Annotated in this window: 18 protein-coding genes, 2 riboswitches and 1 other annotated feature; of the genes, 11 read left to right on the top strand and 7 right to left on the bottom strand. The window is 32.8% G+C overall.

Translation table 11 applies throughout. The annotated features are described in order from the left end of the window. Positions 1-97: 97 nt before the first annotated feature. Together BSD9I1_RS15950 and BSD9I1_RS15945 are read left to right on the top strand one after the other, a co-directional pair. The gene (locus tag BSD9I1_RS15950; protein ID WP_186431216.1) at positions 98-307 is read left to right on the top strand and encodes a DUF2922 domain-containing protein; all 210 of its coding nucleotides are present in this window, start codon (positions 98-100) and stop codon (positions 305-307) included. 209 nt (positions 308-516) lie between these two features. Continuing rightward, complete coding sequence (locus tag BSD9I1_RS15945; protein ID WP_186431172.1) at positions 517-1,377, top strand: DUF89 domain-containing protein; 861 nt, start codon at positions 517-519, stop codon at positions 1,375-1,377. Here BSD9I1_RS15945 and BSD9I1_RS15940 read toward each other — a convergent pair. The 5 genes from BSD9I1_RS15940 to BSD9I1_RS15920 form a co-directional block, all read right to left on the bottom strand. Further along, positions 1,321-2,097, bottom strand: a complete 777-nt coding sequence (locus BSD9I1_RS15940; protein ID WP_186431171.1) for a hypothetical protein — start codon at positions 2,095-2,097, stop codon at positions 1,321-1,323. The genes BSD9I1_RS15945 and BSD9I1_RS15940 overlap by 57 nt on opposite strands. 182 nt (positions 2,098-2,279) lie before the next feature. Then, entirely contained in the window at positions 2,280-2,954 is a 675-nt protein-coding gene (locus BSD9I1_RS15935) for a uracil-DNA glycosylase (RefSeq protein ID WP_186431170.1), read from the bottom strand. A 77-nt stretch (positions 2,955-3,031) separates the two neighbouring features. Next, entirely contained in the window at positions 3,032-3,865 is an 834-nt protein-coding gene (locus tag BSD9I1_RS15930; protein ID WP_186431169.1) for a MetQ/NlpA family ABC transporter substrate-binding protein, read from the bottom strand. 40 nt (positions 3,866-3,905) lie between these two features. Next, complete coding sequence (locus BSD9I1_RS15925) at positions 3,906-4,586, bottom strand: methionine ABC transporter permease (protein WP_186431168.1); 681 nt, start codon at positions 4,584-4,586, stop codon at positions 3,906-3,908. After that, complete coding sequence (locus tag BSD9I1_RS15920) at positions 4,534-5,613, bottom strand: methionine ABC transporter ATP-binding protein (RefSeq protein ID WP_186431167.1); 1,080 nt, start codon at positions 5,611-5,613, stop codon at positions 4,534-4,536. Before BSD9I1_RS15920 ends, BSD9I1_RS15925 begins: the two co-directional genes overlap by 53 nt. Positions 5,614-5,720: 107 nt before the next feature. Then, positions 5,721-5,831: riboswitch (SAM riboswitch) on the bottom strand. Positions 5,832-6,155: 324 nt separating this feature from the next. Further along, positions 6,156-6,266, top strand: a riboswitch (SAM riboswitch). Between the two features lie 153 nt (positions 6,267-6,419). Here BSD9I1_RS15920 and BSD9I1_RS15915 point away from each other — a divergent pair. The 3 genes from BSD9I1_RS15915 to BSD9I1_RS15905 all read left to right on the top strand — a co-directional run bounded on the left by BSD9I1_RS15915 (position 6,420) and on the right by BSD9I1_RS15905 (position 9,750). Then, the gene (locus BSD9I1_RS15915) at positions 6,420-7,619 is read left to right on the top strand and encodes a M20 family metallopeptidase (protein ID WP_186431166.1); all 1,200 of its coding nucleotides are present in this window, start codon (positions 6,420-6,422) and stop codon (positions 7,617-7,619) included. A 95-nt stretch (positions 7,620-7,714) separates the two neighbouring features. Then, positions 7,715-8,938, top strand: a complete 1,224-nt coding sequence (arcA, locus tag BSD9I1_RS15910; protein WP_186431165.1) for an arginine deiminase — start codon at positions 7,715-7,717, stop codon at positions 8,936-8,938. A gap of 131 nt (positions 8,939-9,069) precedes the next feature. After that, complete coding sequence (locus BSD9I1_RS15905) at positions 9,070-9,750, top strand: PHP domain-containing protein (protein WP_186431164.1); 681 nt, start codon at positions 9,070-9,072, stop codon at positions 9,748-9,750. A gap of 26 nt (positions 9,751-9,776) precedes the next feature. Here the strand turns inward: BSD9I1_RS15905 and BSD9I1_RS15900 are convergent, their stop codons facing one another. Further along, a complete protein-coding gene (locus tag BSD9I1_RS15900; RefSeq protein ID WP_186431163.1) occupies positions 9,777-13,364 on the bottom strand; it encodes a S8 family peptidase in 3,588 nt (1,195 codons plus the stop codon). 163 nt (positions 13,365-13,527) lie between these two features. Between BSD9I1_RS15900 and BSD9I1_RS15895 the strand changes: the two genes are divergently transcribed. The 3 genes from BSD9I1_RS15895 to BSD9I1_RS15885 all read left to right on the top strand — a co-directional run bounded on the left by BSD9I1_RS15895 (position 13,528) and on the right by BSD9I1_RS15885 (position 15,951). Then, positions 13,528-14,832, top strand: a complete 1,305-nt coding sequence (locus tag BSD9I1_RS15895) for an ectonucleotide pyrophosphatase/phosphodiesterase (protein WP_186431162.1) — start codon at positions 13,528-13,530, stop codon at positions 14,830-14,832. Between the two features lie 97 nt (positions 14,833-14,929). Further along, positions 14,930-15,409 carry a permease gene (locus BSD9I1_RS15890; RefSeq protein WP_186431161.1) on the top strand — a complete coding sequence of 160 codons (480 nt, stop codon included), beginning with the start codon at positions 14,930-14,932 and terminating at the stop codon, positions 15,407-15,409. After that, on the top strand, positions 15,406-15,951 hold the full coding sequence (locus tag BSD9I1_RS15885; RefSeq protein ID WP_186431160.1) for a permease: 546 nt from the start codon (positions 15,406-15,408) through the stop codon (positions 15,949-15,951). The genes BSD9I1_RS15890 and BSD9I1_RS15885 overlap by 4 nt, the downstream gene beginning before the upstream one ends. Positions 15,952-16,014: 63 nt before the next feature. Here BSD9I1_RS15885 and BSD9I1_RS15880 read toward each other — a convergent pair whose 3' ends face one another. Next, positions 16,015-17,427, bottom strand: coding sequence for a sodium:alanine symporter family protein (locus BSD9I1_RS15880; RefSeq protein WP_186431159.1), 1,413 nt, complete (start codon positions 17,425-17,427; stop codon positions 16,015-16,017). Between the two features lie 232 nt (positions 17,428-17,659). On the opposite strand from BSD9I1_RS15880, the gene surE reads away from it, so the two are divergent. The 3 genes from surE (at position 17,660) to BSD9I1_RS15865 (ending at position 21,165) form a co-directional block, all read left to right on the top strand. Beyond that, complete coding sequence (gene surE / locus BSD9I1_RS15875; protein WP_186431158.1) at positions 17,660-18,415, top strand: 5'/3'-nucleotidase SurE; 756 nt, start codon at positions 17,660-17,662, stop codon at positions 18,413-18,415. 68 nt (positions 18,416-18,483) lie between these two features. Continuing rightward, positions 18,484-18,721: a binding site (T-box leader), on the top strand. An 87-nt stretch (positions 18,722-18,808) separates the two neighbouring features. Continuing rightward, positions 18,809-20,200, top strand: a complete 1,392-nt coding sequence (gene asnS / locus BSD9I1_RS15870) for an asparagine--tRNA ligase (RefSeq protein ID WP_186431157.1) — start codon at positions 18,809-18,811, stop codon at positions 20,198-20,200. A 26-nt stretch (positions 20,201-20,226) separates the two neighbouring features. Continuing rightward, positions 20,227-21,165, top strand: coding sequence for an AEC family transporter (locus BSD9I1_RS15865; protein ID WP_035306707.1), 939 nt, complete (start codon positions 20,227-20,229; stop codon positions 21,163-21,165). The last annotated feature ends 8 nt before the right edge of the window (positions 21,166-21,173 follow it).

Genomic DNA, 21,173 nt, shown 5'->3' with positions numbered 1-21,173 from the left:
GAGCACCATATATTAGCCTATTCACCGCACATAGAAAATATTACTTACACTAGCGATCCTCATCTGGTAAAGTTAAAAAAATAAAAGGAACTAGTAGCTGAACTCAGAAGGTTCAAGAGCAAGCATTACACTTCCAGGCTTAAGAGACAACATCACCGAATCAGAGGTTTCAGCAGCTATGGATGTGGTTATAGCATGTGGCGGAGATTTAAAATCCAAGCATGCAGCTCAGATTACTGAGAGGAATGTTACTGATCTTAAGGTTACTATTTTTGGCGGTAAGACATTAATGTGCAGGAGAAGTTGAATCAATTAGAAGTTACATCATTATTGAAAGAAGAAACAATATAGTAACAGAAAACATATTGTAAAATCTATTGTAAAAGCCTGACTTGCAACTGATGCAGTGAACCATACCATAAATAAATGTAGTTTCTTAATTGTAAATTAAGATGGTATAATATAAATAATCCAATTAGTGAAGTAAAATCATATTACTCTTAAGGAGAAGATGCTATGAAAATATCATATGAATGCATTCACTGTCTTGCTAGACAAGCAGTAGAAATAGCTGAAGAAGCTACAAGCAATGTACTAATACAGGAAGAAATAATAAAAAAATCTTTGAAAGAATTAGCAGAAATAAACTTCAATGAAACAGCACCTGAAATAGCCTTTAGGATGCATCAGCATGCTAAGGATATTACTAATATTACTGATCCATATGCAAGGCTAAAAGAACAATATAATGAAATTGCTAATGAAATTTATAAAAAAGTCATTGAAGAAAAATGGCTAGATAATGCAGAAGATCCCTTCGATATGTCCTGTAGGCTGGCTATTGCAGGAAATATTATAGATTTTTCAGTTGGTCTAAAGCTAGAGCATTCAGATGTTGTTAAGTCCGTTGAGGACAGTATCAAGCATGATATTTTTGGTACTGGAACAGCAGCTCTGCGAGAAGCAGCAGAGAAAGCAAATAATATTATGTATATTGCTGACAATGCTGGGGAAATCATATTTGATAAATTTTTATTAGAGAATCTTCCATTAAACAAGGTTACTTATGTGGTAAAAGGAGGTCCAATAGTTAATGATGCAACGATGCAGGATGCAATAAGTACAGGAATTGTAGATCTAGTTAAAGTTATCGACAATGGACACGCTGCACAGGGAACCATATTAAAAGATTGCTCAAGTGAATTTAATAGTGAATTTAACAAGGCAGATCTTATTATAAGCAAAGGACAAGCTAATTTTGAAACATTAAGTGATATTAAAGATAAAACTATATTTTATCTTTTGCGAGCAAAATGCAGTTCAGTTGCTTCTGCCATCGGCTGCAAACAAATGGACTATGTGCTTACAAATTACTAGTAGAGTAAAGGATATTCTATCGGCTTTTTTAATCTTGCCACTTGCCATGTGGGTGGCACTTTTAAACTCCGTAGGAGTCATTGGGTGAATATTGTTATTAAACACCTCTAAAACTTCACTGATACCTTCATTTTCTGTCCCATTAACTCCATTCCTATAAACATCAGCAGCAGAGTTCCCTATTATTTCTTCTGCTTCTTCTTTTTGTTCTACTTCTTCAATTTCTTTTTTAATTTCTTCTTTAATTTCTTCTTCCCCTAGGTCCTTATAAGTCCCTTCTAAGCCCCTTGTTTTTTCCTGAAAGCCCTCTACGCCATCAAAAATCAAATGTATAGGGCATACTAGCTTCTTACATAAATCATAAAGCTTATATACAAACTCTCTATGTTTGACTTCTTTTATTTCCTTATTTATGCATTTTATTGTGTTTGGGCTGTTTATAAAGTTGTACTTTATCCAGTTTAAAATCATAATCTCTTTTGTTTCCTCACAATATTCTATTTTGCCATAAGTAATAAACCTCTCTAAAAGCTTACCCACAGTTTCTCTATTATAGCCTGTCTCATATTCAATAGTTCTTTTAGGAAGTTCAAAAATCCCACATTGTTTAGTATTGGTGCATTGAAGCAAGTATACATAAAAAAACTTCTCCTCCGGTGTTAAATCCATAACAAAAGCGTCTCCCCAAAAGGATAATTGTAATTGTCTATATAATGCCATAAGTAATCCACCTCCAAAAAATCTCTACCTATATATTTAATATGCAATAATATAAAAATTGCTGTAAAAAGTTAAAGTTTTTAATCAAAAAATAAATATAGGTTATTGTACTTAGCATCACTAATGAAATTAAGTTACAATCACCTATATTTTATAGTATGGATAGCCTCAAATGGACATTATTATATATTTTGAATCTGCCAATCTATAGGTTTTTTACCTATGGAGATAAGAAATTTATTAGTCTTAGAAAAAGGCTTACTTCCAAAAAATCCTCTATGAACAGATAGTGGACTTGGATGAACGGATTTTATTATGTAATGCTTTGGGTTATTTATTATATCAACTTTGGATTGAGCATTTTTTCCCCATAATATAAAGACAATAGGTTCTTCCCTATCATTTAATAGGCTAATTACTTTATCAGTAAAGTGCCCCCAACCTATTCCTTTATGAGAATTTGCCTCGCCTGCTCTAACTGTTAGTACAGTATTAAGAAGCATAACTCCTTGATCCGCCCATTTCTTTAAGTAACCATTATTAGGGATATAACAACCTATATCACTATTAAGTTCCTTATAAATATTCATAAGAGAAGGTGGTGCTGGTACGCCTGGCTTTACAGAAAAGCTTAGTCCATGTGCCTGATTAGGACCATGATATGGATCTTGACCTAATATAACCACCTTTACATCCTTATAATCAGTGTAATGTAGAGCATTAAATATATCATACATATTAGGATATATAGCTTTTGTTTTATATTCATTTATTAAAAAATCTCTAAGTTTTAAATAATATGCATTTTTAAATTCATCTTCTAATAAGTCCTGCCAATCATTTTTTAATATTTGCATGTTATCACCCTATAATATTATATCATAAAAATAAATAGCCATATCCTTTTATAGGACATGGCCTTGTTGATAAAATCTTAAAATGCCGGAATAGATGATCCCTTAGTTGTTTCTTTTATAAGCTTTTTAGTTTCATCAGTTTGGTAAATTTCTACTAATCTTTTAAGCGCTGCATTGTCTTTATCCTTAGCTCTTGCAGCTATAATATTAAAGTAGTTTTTAACACTATCCTTTTTAGTATCCTCAATGTATATGGAATCTTCTAGCGGAGAATACCCTGCTTCCACCGCAACACCGTTATTAATAGCCGCAACTGCTACGTCTTTTATTGATCTTGGAATTTGTGTTGCTACAAGTGGTATTACTTCAAAATTTTTAGGGTTTTCTACTATATCTTTAACAGTTGGTGTTATGCCTGAGCCTTCCTTCAATTTAATTAAACCTGCTTCCTGAAGAAGTAAAAGTGCCCTTCCACCATTCGTTGCATCATTAGGTATAGCAATTTTATCTCCATCTTTTAGCTCTTTTAAATCCTTTAAATTACCTGAATATATTGCCATAGGTGCTAAAACAGTATTTGCTATAGATACAAGATCTAGGTTGCGGTCTTTTTTAAATTGTTCAAAATATGCCACAGTTTGAAATGTATTTGCATCTATTTCTCCATCATTTAATGCCATGTTCGGCCTTACATAATCGCTAAAGCTTACAATCTTTAGTTCAATATTTTCCTTTGACAGTCTCTCTTTTACATTATCCCAAACTTTATGATCATCCCCTGTAACTCCTAGTTTTATAACCTGCTTTTTACTTGCATCCGCAGATGCTTCCTTTGACTGTCCACATCCAACAAATGCTGTAGCAGTTATTACTACCCCTAATACTAACGCTGCTAATCTTTTTATTTTCATTATTAAAGCCCCCTTAAATTATGTTAAATATTTTATTTTGTTAATGGCTTAATTTCTTTAGTAAAAAGTCACCAAAGCTTTGTATCCCATTAACTAGGATTAGAAGAATTATTATAGTAGCTACCATTATGTCAGTTTTAAAATACTGATAGCCATATCTTATAGCAAAATCTCCAAGTCCACCCCCTCCTACAGTTCCTGCAACAGCTGAAAATCCTATTAAGCTAACTGTTGTAATTGTTAGAGCATAAACGATACCTGGGAGCCCTTCCTTTAATAAAATCCTGTAGATTATCTCAAAAGGACTTGAACCCATGGCCTGTGCTGCCTCTATTACTCCCTTATCAATGTCTAAAAGAGCTGACTCAATTTGCCTTGCCACAAATGGAACAGACCCAAGTACCAATGGAACTATGGCGCCCTTTAATCCAATTGTTGTTCCAACTATGAGTCTTGTAAAAGGTACAGCTGCTGCTAAAAGTATTACGAAAGGAATTGAACGAAATATATTTATTATTTTCCCAACAGTACTATAAATTCCGTTATTCTCAAGTATATTTCCCGGCCTTGTTACCACAATAATTATTCCTATTATTATTCCTATAGCGGTTGAAATACTTCCTGCTATAACTACCATAAGTGTGGTTTCTCCTAACGCCTTCATCATATCAGGAAAGAGTTCTACTACATTCGGCATAAAGGTATTCAGAAGTTCCAGCATTTTTAATCACCTCCACATAAATATCATTTTGTTTTAAATAACTCATTGATTGAATTATTCCTTCTTTAGAACCATTAAATTTGACAATTAAATTTCCTATAGGTACTTCTTGAATTATTTCAATATTACCAAATAAAATGCTTGCATCAACCTTAAACTTTCTAGAAACCTTTGAAATAAAGGCCTGGCCTGATTTCTGACCTACAAATGATATCTTTGCAATCACTTCCTCTTCAGTAAGCTCTCCTATAAAGGACTCCTTATCTAAAACCTCATAAATCTTATCATAATGAAATACTGTAGATACAAAATCCTTAGTCATTTGTGCCTTAGGATTTATAAATATCTGAAGAACATCTCCTTCTTCAATAACTTCTCCCCCCTCCATTACTGCTACCTTATGGCATATTTCTTTAACAACTTCCATTTGATGAGTAATGATAACTATTGTAAGTCCTAATTCTTCATTTATTTGTTTTAAAAGCTTTAAAATGGATCCAGTTGTCTGAGGATCTAATGCTGAAGTAGCTTCATCACATAAAAGCACCTGTGGGTCATTTGCTAGTGCTCTAGCAATGGCAACTCTTTGCTTTTGTCCTCCACTTAGCTCTCCAGGATAAACCTTTATTTTATCGCTTAATCCCACTAGTTCCAAAAGGCTTTCTACCTTTTGCTTTATTTGTTCTTTAGTAAGACCTTTTCCTTTAAGAGGATAGGCTACATTTTCAAATACATTTCTACTCCTCATAAGATTAAAGTGCTGAAAAATCATACCTATCTTTTCCCTAGTTTTTCTAAGCTCCTTCGGTGATAACTTTGTGAGGTTTTTCCCATTTACAATTACCTCGCCGCAAGTAGGAGATTCAAGTAAATTAATACATCTAATTAAAGTACTTTTCCCTGCTCCACTATATCCGATAATTCCCATTATCTTGCCAGCTTCTACATGTAAGTTCACTCCCTTCACAGCCTCTATCTTATGCTCTTTAGTTTCATAGACTTTTTTAACATCCTTTAAATAAATCATTCATTTCCCTCCCCAAATAAAATAAAAAATCCTCTTTCCCAGATGAGAAAGAGGATAACTTCAATAAAAAAAGCCCCATGGAAGGACCGCTTTTAAACTATTACCTTCCCTCATCTTTCAGACTAATGTCTGCAGGATTTAGCACCTTGCTTTGCAAATAAGCATTGCTGGTTGCTGAAGCTTCATCGGGCCAGTCCCTCTGCTTCTCTAGATAAGGATCTATATTCGATTTTTAAGTTAGCATTTTCTGCTTGAGACTTATTATATTCTCATCTTTTTTAAATGTCAATAAAATTTTTTATAGAAAAATAAACTTTTTTTGCTATTCATATAATAAATATACTTTAATATATTTGGGCAAAGTATTGAAAAATAAATTATTAAATTAAACATAATTCACAAAATTTTTTATTTAATCATGTAATAATCATACATTGCCGTCAATCCAACAAACATTATAAATTTGTTGACAATTCTTACTTATGCATATATAATCTTACTCAATTAATCTTTGTCATGATAAAGTTAAAAGTTAATAAGTATCCTTATCAAGAGAGACCGAGGGATTGGCCCTATGACGTCTCAGCAACCAGCAGGTATCATTAGCCTGTATGGTGCTAAATCCAACAGAAGTTTGTTCTGGTAGATGAGGGAAGGTGTTAAATTTAAATATTGCTCTTATAAGAGTTTATGTTTTAAAATCTTCTTCCATCTAGGAAGAAGATTTTTATTTTATCTAATTTTATTAGCGCAAGTTTATAAAGACTAGTATCTTTATATGCTTATAAAAAGGGGGAACTATTACAATGAGTAAAATAATAAATAACTATCAAAAAAGCATTATTGATAAATTGGACAATGAAAGAGATAAATATATAAAAATAAGTCATCAAATTCATGATAATCCGGAGATAGGTAATCAAGAGTTTTTTGCATCTAGACTTCTTGCAGACACCTTGGCTGATTCAGGTTTTTCTGTAGAAAGAGCTGTAGCAGGTCATGCTACTTCCTTTATAGCAAGAAAAAAATCAACAAAGCTTGGAGGTCCTACTATAGGATTCTTAGCAGAATATGATGCCTTGCCAGGACTAGGACACGCCTGTGGGCATAATATGATTGGAACAATTAGTACCGCAGCCGCTATTTCCCTTTCATGCCTTTTAGATGAAATAGGTGGAGAAGTTGTAGTCCTAGGTACTCCTGCAGAAGAAGGTGGCCCAAATGGAAGTGCCAAAGCAAGTTTTGTTAATCATAATTTGCTTCAGGGTATAGATGCTTGTATGATAATTCATCCAGCAAATACAACAGGGGTAACTGGAAATTCTCTAGCTGTGGACCCACTTGATTTCGAATACATAGGCAAATCAGCCCATGCTTCAGGTTCACCTGAAAAGGGTATTAATGCCCTAGATTCGGTTATTCAGCTTTTTAACGGTATAAATGCCTTAAGACAACATGTGCCTACGGATGTACGCATACATGGAATTATTACTCATGGTGGTGATGCCCCAAATATAGTTCCTGATTATGCAAAAGCAAGATTTTTTATTCGTGCAGCTACTAGAAAAACTTGTGATGAAGTTACCTCTAAGATTAAAAACATTGCGCAAGGTGCTGCTCTTGCCACTGGTGCGAAACTAAATATAATAGCCTTTCAAAATAAAGTTGACAACTTTCTTATCAATAAAAGTTTTGATGAACTATTTATTGAAAGTTCTAACTTGCTTGGTTTAGAAATAAGCACCAAGGCAAAAGAGGGATTAGGGTCAACAGATGCAGGAAATATAAGTCAGGTTGTTCCTACTATACATCCTCATATAAAAATTGGTGGTAATACCTTAGTAGGACATACCCCTGAATTTTGTGAAGCATCTGTTTCTAAGGAAGCCGACGAGGCATTAATTATCGGTGCAAAAGCTCTAGCAATTACTGGACTCACTTTGATTACAAATAAAGATAAATTACAAAAAATAACATCCGAATTTAATAGAATTAAATCCAATTAATCTTTAACCCATTTCTATGTAAATATAAATTAGCATAATATTTTATTGAATTGATAAACTAATGGTTAGAATAGATAATAGAAAGGATGAAGCCTATGTATTCTAACCCAAGTATTTCTGTTTACAACGAAATAGGAAAACTAAAATGTGTACTACTTCACTGCCCTGGGGAAGAAATTGAAAATATAGTGCCAGATTATTTAAGAAGACTTTTATTTGATGAAATTGCTTATTTAAAACAAGCTCGCAAAGAGCACACTGAATTTGCCAATATTTTAAAAAAAGAAGGTGTGGAGGTCCTATACTTAACAGATTTGATGGCAGAAATCTTACAATATCCACAAATCAGGCAAGAGTTTTTGACAGAGTTTATGGAGGAAGGCGGTGTAGTTACATGGGGCTTACAAGAAGCCATTATGGAATTATTTAACCCATATTCCCCTCATGAACTTATAAAAAAATGTATATCTGGAGTCCGTAAAGAGGAACTTAGGCATATTAAGCCTAAATCACTAGGCGATATGGTTAAAAATCCTTACCCATTTTATTTGGATCCTATTCCAAATCTTTATTTTCAAAGGGATCCATTTGCCTCAATTGGAAGAGGGATTTCTTTAAATGTGATGGCAAATACCACAAGGAATAGAGAAACTTTATTTGCTAAATATATCTTTAATTATCACCCTAGATTTAAAGATGTAAGCCGTTGGTACAACCGTGATAAGACACATCCTATCGAGGGTGGAGATATTTTAGTTCTCTCTGACAAAATACTAGCTATAGGTATTAGCGATAGAACAGATCCAATGGCTATTGAAAGATTATCACATAAACTCTTAGCTTCAGATGAACCCTTCGAAGTAGTTTTAGCCTTAGATATTCCAAAAGCAAGGGCATATATGCATTTAGATACTGTATTTACAATGGTAGACTATGATAAGTTTAGCATATATCCAGGAATTGAGGATCCTTTAGATGTATATAGAATAACTAGAAGCAAAAATAATGAGATAAGCATTACTTATGAATGTGATGACTTATGCGATATACTAAAAAAACATTTAAGTCTACCTGCGGTAAACTTAATTAGATGTGGAAACGGAGATCCAATTGCTGCTAGCCGAGAGCAATGGAGTGATGGAAGTAACACTTTGGCTATTTCTCCTGGGAAAGTAATTTGTTATGATCGTAATTATGTTACAAATGAAGCACTTCGCAAAAATGGCGTTGAGGTGTTAGAATTCCAATCCTATGAGTTATCACGAGGACGTGGCGGTCCAAGGTGCATGAGTATGCCTATAATTAGAGAAAAGCTATAGATAAATATTAAACTTAATATTTATAATCTATTTAAATCTATATTTTTGTTATAATATCTATGATTTCTAGTACCCTTTATTAATTCTTTTTAATACTATAAATGTATAATAATTAATTAAAGGATTTTAATATGTTTTATAAGGGTGATTTTCACATACATTCTACAGCATCTGATGGCGACCTTACTCCAAGTGAAATAGTAAACCTTGCAAGCAATGAACATATGGATATAATATCTATCACAGACCACAATACTATATTAGGTGTTGAAGAAGCTATTGAAGCAGGTATAAAACTTGGGATTACGGTAATTCCAGGGGTTGAATTATCTTCACGTTATAAAAATAAGAGTGTTCATATTTTAGGTTACTTTAAAGATGATAGATATAAGGATAAAACTTTTGAGAGATTTCTAAACCTTGTAAAAAATCATAGAGGAAATGATGCAAAGCACTTAATAAATCTACAAAGCAGTTATAATAAAAATAGCCATAGATTATCTGTTAATGATGGAATTAAGGCGTTAAGATTATTTGGAGCAACAGTAGTTTTAGCTCATCCTATTCTTATAAATAAAAGCTGTCTTACAGAAGTTATTAATATGCCCTTTGATGGTATAGAAGCAAAGCATTTTAGACATACACCTAGTGATATGGAGTTTTTTATGAAAATAGCTATTGAAAGCGGATTATTTTATACTGCTGGTTCTGACTTTCATACAAATAAGCAAACTGATTTAAAACATGGACTAATCGGAGATGTATATCTGAATTCCCGGGAAATAGATGCGTTTTTAAACATATTGCTTTAAACTATAAAGTCGCCTAAATGGCGACTTTATATATCTTTTGGTATCCTTAAAAATATTTCACCTATATTACACTCTATACAATCTTCTTTTATTGATATATTTCTACTTCTTAGCATTGTTTCATCTAGCCCCCTACCTCCAGCACGGATTGTTTCAAAAACCCCTTCTAAATCTAACTGCCCATAACCCCATTCAGGATTTGGATAGATATCCCCTTGCCTTCTTCTTGCCCCTCTTATAAAGTAAGTTTTCATCTTTCCTACAAAAAGACTTGGATCATTACCATCTACTAATCCCCATTGATATAATAGGGCACAAGCTCCAGCGTAAACTGCTGCTGCTACACTGCTGCCACTAATAGTAGTAACTCCTCCTCCTACTGCCGTAGTTTTAGCATTTATGCCTCCAGCCGCTATATTAGGAACTACTCTTCCATCCCTAGTATACCCTCTACCAGATTCCACAACTATTGCATTAGTATTTTGATTATAAAAGGCAGCTACTAGTACTTGTCTTGCAGTAGCTGGTGTTTGAATTGTAACAAAGGGTGTAGGGTTTAAAAATCTCGTTCCTTCCCTAACCAATGGCTTTTGAGGAAGCCATGCATCATATCTTCCATCTAAAACGAGATCCCCATATAGTACAAACTGCCATACTCCAGGTCTAGCATTTTCAATTCGTATTAATATTAATTCATCTCCTGTTAACTCTTCAGGAAGTGAATATTCTACAAATACTCTGCTTCTTTCAAATACTAGGTTTATTTGTTCTACTTCTTGAAGCTTAGCTGGAATTCTATCTATAGTTTCTCCTGAAGGTGATACTATACCTATAGAAAACACATCAGGCCTTCTTACCCATATTTGAAAAACTAAGCTTCTTTGTTCTGGAGCCATATTTAATTCAATAACTTTCCTATCACCCTGCTTTTCTAAAGTTCCAGAAGTATGTCCGTTTTCATCTCCCTCATTTCCAACACCTGTTACCACCGCTATCCCTCTTACCTTTGAAACTTCATCTATATATCTTTCTATAATTGTATTGCCATCATGTGGTCCACAATTAGTTCCAAGTGGTATAAAAATCACTGTAGGTTTGTTCAACGATTTTGCCACGTCAGATACATATCTTATAGCTGTTATAATATCAGTTCCCTCATACACAGGTACTGGAGTTGAAATACTTGCTATTCCTTCATCTATAGCATCAGCACTGGCCTGTCTAAGCTTTACAACTATGAATTGTGCGTCAGGTGCAGCCCCAATAATCTCCCTATTATATCCTCTTGCTCCTATGATACCTGCCATTTGGGTTCCATGGCCTATAGTATCTCTTTGCCTTACAACCCCGTAAGGATCTCCATTGTTTCTTGAAATATTTATTGCCTCATTTATTTGTGTTCTACTATATTCAGTACCATAATTAAGTCCCTGTGGAGGGGTTGCACTATTATCACTTTGATCCCAAATACTTAGTATCTTTGTTGTATCATCTTCGTACATGAACTCTCTATTTAAATAATCTATTCCCGTGTCTATTATTCCTACATATACTTCTGTGCCTAACAAATTAAGATATGGATTTATGTGAAATTGATATATATTGGCAGCTTCTTGAGGTTGTGTTTGCATTAATGTATATAACGATGGCCTATCTACATAAACTACTTCTGGTATTCTTAAAACTTGTGTTTCTCTGCCTCGTTCTACAGACACTATGGCATAATTTTCATCCAAAATTGCTGCACTTGCATAAGGTACTTGCTGAAGTCTTTCAACTATATCTCCATCATACTCTACAAGATAGTTTAAAATTATTGGCTCTTGACTAATTTCTTGAACTTCAGGAGACGTTTGCTCCTGTGACGATGGCTGAACTTCTTGCTGCTCACGAGTTAATTTACAATAGTTATCATTTATATTCAATAAATCACCTCTAAAAAGTCTTAATAAATCAAAGGATGCTTGTGCACACACCTGACCATATCCCCAAGTGGGGTTAGGATAAATAACTTGAGGTCTATCCTTCTTGGCACCTCGTACAAGATAATATTTAAGTCTTTCTCCATATAAAAAGGGGTCATTCCCATCTACCATTCCCCACTGCATAAAAAGTGAACATATTCCGCTTACATGAGGAGCTGCCATAGAGGTTCCACTTTTAGTATCTAGCCTACCACCAGGTATTACAGATTGAATATCTTCTCCCGGAGCCACTAAATCTGGTTTTATTATATTCCCTTGAAGTTCCCCTCTTCCTGAAAAACTTGAAATAGTATTTGTAATTCCATTATAACTTCCTACAGAAAATACACTTTCTACTGTAGCTGGTATACCTATAGTAAAATATACTTCAGGCTCTAAAAACTTAGTGTTCGGATTTAGGCCTTCCGTTATAGGAAGCCATATATTATATCTTCCTTGATATTCCCCCTGAGATGTAATATTCAAATTCCAAACTCCTGAGGATAAAAAATCTCCTGTAGGTATTAAGCTTATTACAATTTCTCCATTCATGTTATACGGTTTAGGGCCTGTATAATAAATAAAGTATCTATCTTGTCCTATCGTGCCTTCTTTGTATCCTTCAGTTATTCTAATTTGCTCTGAGCGTATTCCACTAGGATTTACTATTTGTATAGTAATATCATTTAATACAGGCTTATATATTTGAAATAATATTCCTCTCTCATCTGGTGCTATGTTCAAAGGTATTGTTTGATTTTGTCTTAATTCACCGCCTGCATGATGTGCCTTATCTCCTTCGTTTCCAGCTGCAACTACAAAACTAATTGGATTTAACCTGCAGACAGTATCAATATATTGTTCAAATAAAGTACTTCCTGTATGTGATCCATCATTAGTACTAAAACTTAAATTTATTATCAACGGCTTATTAAGTTCTACAGCTTTTTCTAAAAGAAACTTTATTCCTCTCATAATTAAAGTATCCTTAGTATAATTTATTTGTCCTCCTGCAGTTATCTTAACCATAGCTATAGAACTTTCAAAAGCTACCCCATAATTTTCCCTGGAAATCTTTCCACCAGCACAAGCTATACCTGCAACATGAGTTCCATGTCCAAGGGTATCTCTTTGCTGAACTATACTAAATGGGTTTCCAGATTGAAGTGCTCTATTTATATCCGCTCTGTTATATACCATTCCCCCTTGAGATAAATCATATATATAATCAATTCTTGTAGTACCATCCTCGTTTATAAATGCAGAACTTGTATAGTCTATTCCAGAATCTATAAATCCCACTAGTGTCCCCTTCCCTGTCAATCCGCTGCTCCATACTGGTGGAACACAAGAAGCTCTATTACTATTCAAATCTGATGTGTATACTGTCCTTGGAAGTTCTAAATATTGTATCCCCCTTATTTCAGAAATCCTTTCTATGTCACCTACATTTAAAATTACAATTCCAAAATTATAGCCTAAATCTTCAAATGTTCCTCCTATACCTGTAACTTGGCTAGATATTTCCTCAGGCCGAACATTATATATTACTGTTAATTCCACTTTTCCAGTTAAAAATTGTTCATTCTTTGATAACTCCGCTAACTTTGCCAATACACTTTGTGGTACATTTATTAAAAGATTTAACAATCCATTGGTTTTTATAAATATTCCCCCAAAAATTATTTATCAAATTATTTTATGATTAATAAACTGTACATGTTACAATATAGGTGAATATTTAATATTCCTTATCAATTGGTTTTATTAATGCATAATATATATAATATATCTAACCTGAAGGGGTGAAAAAATGACAACTTCTAAGTATTTAATAGTGTTATCCTTTGATGCTATGTCTTCAGAAGATTATGACTATATAAAAACTCTTCCAAACTTTAAGTTTATTTTAGATAATGGTTCCCATATAGAAAAAGTAAACTCTATATATCCAACCTTAACTTATCCTGCACATACATCTATCATTACAGGTATGCTGCCTAAAAATCACGGTATAGTAAATAATACATTGTTTCAACCTGGAAAACAGAGTCCTGATTGGTATTGGCATAGGAAATATATAAAGCACCCTACATTATATGATCTAGCTAAAGAAAAAGGATTAAAGACTGCAGCGCTTCTTTGGCCTGTAACCGCTGGTGCTAATATAGATTATAATCTCCCTGAAATATGGCCAAATAAATGGTATGAGAATCAAGCCTTAGTTTCCCTTTTAAGTGGTTCTTTCTGCTATATACTTAAATTAAATAGTAAGTTTGGTAAGCTAAGAAAAGGTATATCTCAGCCCTTCTTAGACAACTTCATACTGCAGTCTGCATTGTACACTATTAAGAGTAAAATGCCTAACTTACTTTTAGTTCACTTTACAGATGTAGATACAAATAGGCATTTATATGGATATAACTCAAAAGAAGCTGTAGATGCTATTCACCGTCATGACTTTAGATTAGGTGAAATAATAAAGGCTACTAAAGATGTTGGTATATATGAAGACACTACATTTGTTATACTAGGTGATCATAGTGCATTAGATGAACATACCATAATAAATACAAATGTGCTCTTTAAAGAAAAGGGTCTAATTACCTTAGATTCAAATGGAGATTTAAAAGACTGGGAGGCTTACTTTAGCAGCTGTGATGGAAGTGGCTATGTTTATTTAAAAAGGCCTCATGATAGTCATTTAGTTAAAAAGGTTGAAGATATACTTATAGATTTTATAAAAAAAGAAGATAGTGGAATAGAATCTTTACTTAATAGAGACCAAGCAATAGGCTTAGGGGCTAATGATAAATGTTCGTTTATGCTTGAAGCTAAGAAGGGGTATTACTTTTTAGAAAAATATACTGGAAGTATTTTTGAGAAAGTAGATGAATCCCTTATAGGGTCTAAAAAACACTATACAAAGGCTACTCATGGTTACTCTCCTTTAAAACCTAATTACAGTACAATGTTTGCATCTATGGGTAAAAATATAAAAAAAGGAGGAGTAATTAAAGAAGCTAATATTGTTGATGAGGGTCCTACCCTTGCTAAAATACTTGGTATTTCCATGGAGAATACTGATGGAAAGTTAATTAATGATTTATTTATCTAGATCAGCGTATCTTATAAAGTCTGATTACTCCTATCACCTATTTGCATTTTTATAATAGAATAATAGTATATTAGTTCTTATCATATTGGAGGTCTAAATGTCATCTTTAATACTTTATATAAGTGCTGCAATTTTGCTTATGCTATCTTACTCTAGAGATAAAAACAAAACTAAGGAGGCACTTATTAAATCCCTAAAATCCTTTGAAAATATAATGCCTCAATTTTTAGGGATAATATTTATAGTTGGAATAATGCTTGCACTACTTAAACCAGAAATAATATCAACTTTTATTGGTAAGAATTCTGGGGCTTTGGGAGTATTTTTATCTTCAATAATTGGATCCATAACAATGATGCCAACCTTTGTTGCGTTTCCTACTGCTGACATGCTCCTTAAAAGTGGCGCAGGTTATGCTCAAGTTGGAGCACTTGTATCTACATTAACACTGGTAGGAGTAATTACTCTTCCTCTAGAATCTAAATATATTGGTAAAAAAGCTGCTTTTTTAAGAAACTTTGTGGCTTTTTTGTTTTCTTTTATTGTAGCACTTATCATAGGGTGGGCTTTTAAATGAAGTTTGCTAAAATATTAAAAAGATACAGTTTCTTTTTATTTTCTATTCTTATTACTATTCTGTTAACCTTATTTAATAAAAATATTGGGTTAAAGTCTTTTACTATAACGCTATCAAGTTTTAAACAAATGCTTTCAGTATTACCCCCGATAATGATAATGCTAGGATTAATGGATTCATGGGTTTCTAGAGAAACAATGATGAGATATATGGGAAAGAATTCAGGGCTTTTAGGAATATTACTTTCTATACTTATAGGTTCCCTTGCTGCTGGACCTATGTATGCAGCCTTTCCCTTTACAACGGTATTATTAAAGAAAGGTGTACGATTCAGCAATATACTAATATTTATGAATGCTTGGTGTGTCACAAAGATATCAACATTTTTATTTGAACTTACAGCTTTAGGTTATAAGTTTACCTTTGCAAGGCTCCTTATAAATCTTCCTGGTATAATCCTCATGGGCTTTATAATAGAAGGACTTTTATCCCATGATGAACTTGAAAATCTTTATTTAAATGCTGGAAAAACTGATAAATAAAAGAGGCATGTAGTAGTATTTAATACACTGCATGCCTTATAAATTTACAAATTTTTATGTATTTTATTTATCCCAACATTCAACATTTTCTAAATTAGGTATATTATTTTTATTGAAATAAGGATCCTTTCCCTGTTTAAATTGAACTTCGTAATCCTTTAACGCATTGAAAGCTACTTTTCCAAGCATTGCAATAGTAACTAAGTTTATAAGAGCCATAAATGCCATAAATAAATCAGCCATATCCCAAACTATTTGCACTTTAGCCATTGTTCCAAATATAACCATACCAAGTACCGCTATTCTATATGCAAAAAGCCATCCCTTATTTGCTTTAATAAATTCAATGTTTGTTTCGCCATAATAATAGTTACCAATTATTGAACTATAGGCAAACAAAAATATACATATTGCTATAAATGTATTGCCCCAATTTCCTACCTGCGAGCTTAAGGCCTTTTGAGTAAGCTGTATTCCTGTCAAATTAGCTTCAGCATAAACACCTGAAAGAAGTATCATAAATGCTGTACAGCTGCATATTAAAATAGTATCTGTGTATACTCCAAGTGTTTGTATAAATCCCTGCTTTACAGGATGAGTAACCTCTGCTGTTGCAGCTGCATTAGGAGCACTTCCCATACCTGCTTCATTTGAAAACAAACCTCTTTTTATTCCCATCATAATAGTTGTACCTATTGCACCTCCTACAAAAGGCTGTAATCCAAAAGCATTTTTAATTACAAGATTAAACATGTGTGGAACTAGCGTTATGTTTCTTATAACTACAAATAATGCAATCAATACATATGCCACTGCCATTACAGGTACTATAGCCTCTGCTACTTGAGCTATTCTTTTTACTCCTCCAAATATAATAATAGATGTTAGAGCTATTAATACTATCCCTACTACAAGTTTGTTTACACCAAAAGCTTCCTCAAAGGCTCCAGATATAGTATTAGCTTGCACTGAATTAAAAACTAATCCAAAACTTACTGTTATAAGAATAGAAAAAATTATACCAAGCCATCTTTTATTTAGTCCTTGTTCCATATAATATGCAGGACCACCTCTATATCCACCATTTCCATCCTTAACCTTATAAATTTGTGCTAGCGTACTTTCTATAAAGCTAGAGGCTCCTCCTATGATTGCTATAACCCACATCCAAAACACTGATCCAGGACCTCCAGCTGCAATAGCAATTGCTACTCCTGCCATGTTCCCTGTTCCAACTCTTGAAGCTGTACTTATACAAAATGCTTGAAATGATGAAACATGACTTTTATTTTTTTCTGTTATAGCCTTTCCTGCGCCTTCTCCTAAAAGCTTAAACATGGTTTTAAAATATCTTATTTGAACAAACTTTGTTAAAAACCCAAAATATAAACCCACGCCTACCAAAACCGCAATTAATACATAAGACCATAGTATATTATTTACCTGGCCAATGGTATTCGTAAAAAATTCTGTCATATTGTTCCCTCCTATTTATTTAATGCATTTAAAATTATATCAAATAACTTATGAAAATTTAACCTTTTTTATTTCTATAAATACTTTTTCTGAATATAATAATTCAGATATTTCATAAAAACTTTGAAGATAATAATTTGTATATAAATATATAATATTAATATATAATAAATAGTAATTAGCATAATTAGTTATATTAATACTTTATTTAATATATTTTTAGGAGGTAACTATGAAATTATTACTTACTAACGACGATGGCATACAATCTCCGGCATTACTTGCCTTAGCAAAAGAATTAGAAAAGGACCATGAGCTTGTAATAGCTGCACCAGATGCTCAAAAGAGTGCAACTGGTCATTCAATAACAATTGAAAATCCTATTATAATACGACCAGTAAGTTTACAAGGCATATCATCAAAAGCATATAGCATAAGTGGCACTCCTGCAGATTGTGTAAGAGTTGCAATAGATAAGCTTACAAGTGATAGCTTCGATATGGTTATATCAGGAATAAACTTAGGAACTAACCTAGGAACTGATGTACTTTATTCGGGGACTGTATCTGCTGCAATAGAAGCTGCCATTTATAAAATTCCATCAATAGCTATTTCTTCAGAGGTACGCAAGGATAAACTTTGCTATGATATAGCTGCAAAATTTGCACCTAAAATTTTAGATACGGCAATGAAAAATGGAATTTATAAAGATTTAGTTTTAAATGTAAATGTACCTTGTGTTGAAGAGAAGGATATTAAGGGAATACAGGTTTGTCCTATCGGCGGTAGAACTTATGATAATTATTATTTAGAATCAACTACTGAAAACAACGAAATTTCAGTACTGTTAAGAGGTACTTTAAATAATAATATAGGCGACGGAACTGATAAGTTTTACTTTAATAATGGCTATGTAACTATTACTCCTCTTCACTATGATTTAACTAACTTTAAAATATTGCATGAAGTTGATAATTGGTTTAAATAAATAATCTTATTAAACTTTACCTTGACAGAAAATATTTGAATTATTATAATTATTAGATATAATAATATGTAAAAACTATGATAGGAAGAGTATGTATAGGATATAACCAAAGCGAGCTGATGATGGTGCAAGATCAGTGTGAAGCCTTTACAGAAGAACCTCCTTGAGTTTCTAACCGAAATTTTACGTAAAAGTAGGCTTAGAGGTTCCCAACACCTTATAGTTGGTATGTAGATTTTTCTATGTAGCTAAGAGGCCTTTTGGCAAATTGGGTGGTACCGCGAATATAAGACTTTCGTCCCTTTAGGATGAAAGTCTTTTTTTATTTTACAAATTATTTATAACATATAAATAAATTTTTACATAATATAATTAGATATAGGGAGGATAACTATGGAAACTATATTAATTAAACAGCTTTACAGAGAAACAGAAAAGTTTACAGACAAAGAAATTAGCATATCTGGGTGGATAAGAACTCAAAGAAATTCTAAAACATTTGGTTTTATAGAATTAAATGATGGAAGTTTCTTTAAAAATGTTCAAATAGTATTTGATGATAAGCTTGATAACTTTGCAGAAATTACAAAACTTGCTATAAGCTCATCCTTAACAGTAGAAGGAAAGGTAGTGGCTACACCTAATTCAAAGCAAGCTTTTGAATTACACGCTTCAAAAATAATAATTGAAGGACTTTCATCTTCAGATTATCCACTGCAAAAGAAAAGACATACTGTTGAATTCTTAAGAACTATAGCACACTTAAGACCAAGAAGTAATATGTTTTCTGCAGTATTTAGGGTGCGTTCACTAGCTGCCTTTGCTATACATAAATTCTTTAATGAAAGAGCATTTGTATATGTTCACACTCCAATAATTACTGGCAGTGATTGTGAAGGTGCAGGAGAAATGTTTAAGGTTACCACTTTAGACTTGAATAACATTCCCAAAACTGAAGACGGTAATATAGACTTTTCAAAGGACTTTTTCGGTAAAGAATCTAATCTTACAGTAAGCGGTCAGTTATCTGCTGAAACCTATGCATTAGCTTTTAGAAATGTATATACTTTTGGCCCTACATTCAGAGCTGAAAATTCTAATACTGCAAGACATGCAGCTGAGTTTTGGATGATCGAACCTGAAATGGCTTTTGCAGACTTACAAGATGACATGGATTTAGCTGAAGATATGGTTAAATACGTAATTAACTATGTAATGGAAAATGCTCCTGAGGAAATGGAATTCTTTAATAGCTTTGTAGATAAAGGCTTATTTGAGAGATTAAATAATGTAGTTAATTCAGAATTTAAAAGAGTCTCCTATACTGAAGCTGTAGAACTTCTTAAAAATTGCGGAGAAAATTTTGAATATCCAGTTGAATGGGGAATAGATCTACAAACTGAACACGAGAGATACTTAACAGAAAAAATATTTAAAAAACCTGTATTTGTTACTGATTATCCAAAGGATATAAAGGCATTTTATATGAGATTAAATGATGATGATAAAACAGTTGCTGCTGCTGACTTACTTGTTCCTGGAGTTGGGGAAATAATAGGTGGAAGCCAAAGAGAAGAACGTCTTGATGTCCTTGAAAAAAGAATGGAAGAATTAGGTCTTAATAAGGAAGATTACTGGTGGTACTTAGAGCTTAGAAAATATGGTGGTACTAAACACGCTGGATTTGGCTTAGGCTTTGAAAGAATAATAATGTATATCACCGGAATTTCTAATATTAGAGATGTTATTCCTTATCCAAGGACTACAGGTTCTGCTGAATTTTAACAAATAATTTTTAAAGGGGGAGTTCAATGGCTTTTTTAGATGCCTTAGGGAGTGTATTTAGCATAGTAATAATGATAGCACTAGGGTATTTTCTAACACATAAAAAGTGGATTGATGAAGAAAATGCTAAGGTTTTTGCAAAATTAATTACCAATATAGGACTTCCTACTATGATGATAAATAACTTAATGGTTAACTTCGACAAGGAAAAACTTTTAGATGCTGGCAAGGGACTATTTGTTCCCTTTGCCTCCATTGCTTTATCTTATATTTGTGCCAAGATCTTTTGTCGTATATTTAGAGTAAGAAAGGGAAGACAGGGAGCATTCCAATCTATATTCTTTGTATCAAATACCATATATATGGGTCTTCCTGTAAATCTAGCTCTATTTGGAGAACAAAGTGTTCCTTATGTACTTTTATATTATATAGCAAATACAACATTCTTTTGGACAATTGGGGTTTATGAAATAAGTAAAGATGGAAAGACTGGTGGAGCTAAGTTATTTTCTAAAGATACATTAAAGAGAATAATTTCCCCTCCACTTTTAGGTTTTTCATCGGCTATAGTATTAATTCTTTTAGGTATTAAACTTCCAAGCTTTATATTAGATAGCTGTAGATATTTAGGAAACATCACTACACCTTTATCTATGATCTTTATAGGTAATACTATTTACTATGTTGATTTTAAGGGAATTAAAGTAGATAAGGATATGATCGGGTCACTCATAGGTCGTTTTGTAATTTCTCCCATATTAGTTCTTATTGTTATTCTTGTTTACCCACTTCCTCCACTAATGAAAAACGTATTTACTGTACAAGCAGCAATGCCTGCAATGACTAACACAGCTATTATGTCAAGGATTTATGATGCAGATTATAAATATGCAGCTGTTATGGTTGCAATTAGTACCTTATTAAGTGTACTTATTATTCCTATTTATAAGGTTTTGTTAACCTAATGTAAATA

Origin of the sequence: Clostridium sp. BSD9I1, assembly GCF_900185645.1 — a bacterium.
GTDB lineage: Bacteria > Bacillota > Clostridia > Clostridiales > Clostridiaceae > Clostridium_AK.
The sequence above is the reverse complement of the archived record's forward strand: the minus strand, read 5'-3'. Positions and strand labels throughout refer to the sequence as shown.

What these genes read in the sequence shown, in the direction of transcription:
- BSD9I1_RS15945 (WP_186431172.1), top strand. Translation starts at nt 517, where the DNA reads ATGAAAATATCATATGAATGCATTCACTGTCTTGCTAGACAAGCAGTA.
- BSD9I1_RS15940 (WP_186431171.1), bottom strand. Translation starts at nt 2,097, where the DNA reads ATGGCATTATATAGACAATTACAATTATCCTTTTGGGGAGACGCTTTT.
- BSD9I1_RS15935 (WP_186431170.1), bottom strand. Translation starts at nt 2,954, where the DNA reads ATGCAAATATTAAAAAATGATTGGCAGGACTTATTAGAAGATGAATTT.
- BSD9I1_RS15930 (WP_186431169.1), bottom strand. Translation starts at nt 3,865, where the DNA reads ATGAAAATAAAAAGATTAGCAGCGTTAGTATTAGGGGTAGTAATAACT.
- BSD9I1_RS15925 (WP_186431168.1), bottom strand. Translation starts at nt 4,586, where the DNA reads ATGCTGGAACTTCTGAATACCTTTATGCCGAATGTAGTAGAACTCTTT.
- BSD9I1_RS15920 (WP_186431167.1), bottom strand. Translation starts at nt 5,613, where the DNA reads ATGATTTATTTAAAGGATGTTAAAAAAGTCTATGAAACTAAAGAGCAT.
- BSD9I1_RS15915 (WP_186431166.1), top strand. Translation starts at nt 6,420, where the DNA reads ATGAGTAAAATAATAAATAACTATCAAAAAAGCATTATTGATAAATTG.
- arcA (WP_186431165.1), top strand. Translation starts at nt 7,715, where the DNA reads ATGTATTCTAACCCAAGTATTTCTGTTTACAACGAAATAGGAAAACTA.
- BSD9I1_RS15905 (WP_186431164.1), top strand. Translation starts at nt 9,070, where the DNA reads ATGTTTTATAAGGGTGATTTTCACATACATTCTACAGCATCTGATGGC.
- BSD9I1_RS15895 (WP_186431162.1), top strand. Translation starts at nt 13,528, where the DNA reads ATGACAACTTCTAAGTATTTAATAGTGTTATCCTTTGATGCTATGTCT.
- BSD9I1_RS15890 (WP_186431161.1), top strand. Translation starts at nt 14,930, where the DNA reads ATGTCATCTTTAATACTTTATATAAGTGCTGCAATTTTGCTTATGCTA.
- BSD9I1_RS15885 (WP_186431160.1), top strand. Translation starts at nt 15,406, where the DNA reads ATGAAGTTTGCTAAAATATTAAAAAGATACAGTTTCTTTTTATTTTCT.
- BSD9I1_RS15880 (WP_186431159.1), bottom strand. Translation starts at nt 17,427, where the DNA reads ATGACAGAATTTTTTACGAATACCATTGGCCAGGTAAATAATATACTA.
- surE (WP_186431158.1), top strand. Translation starts at nt 17,660, where the DNA reads ATGAAATTATTACTTACTAACGACGATGGCATACAATCTCCGGCATTA.
- asnS (WP_186431157.1), top strand. Translation starts at nt 18,809, where the DNA reads ATGGAAACTATATTAATTAAACAGCTTTACAGAGAAACAGAAAAGTTT.
- BSD9I1_RS15865 (WP_035306707.1), top strand. Translation starts at nt 20,227, where the DNA reads ATGGCTTTTTTAGATGCCTTAGGGAGTGTATTTAGCATAGTAATAATG.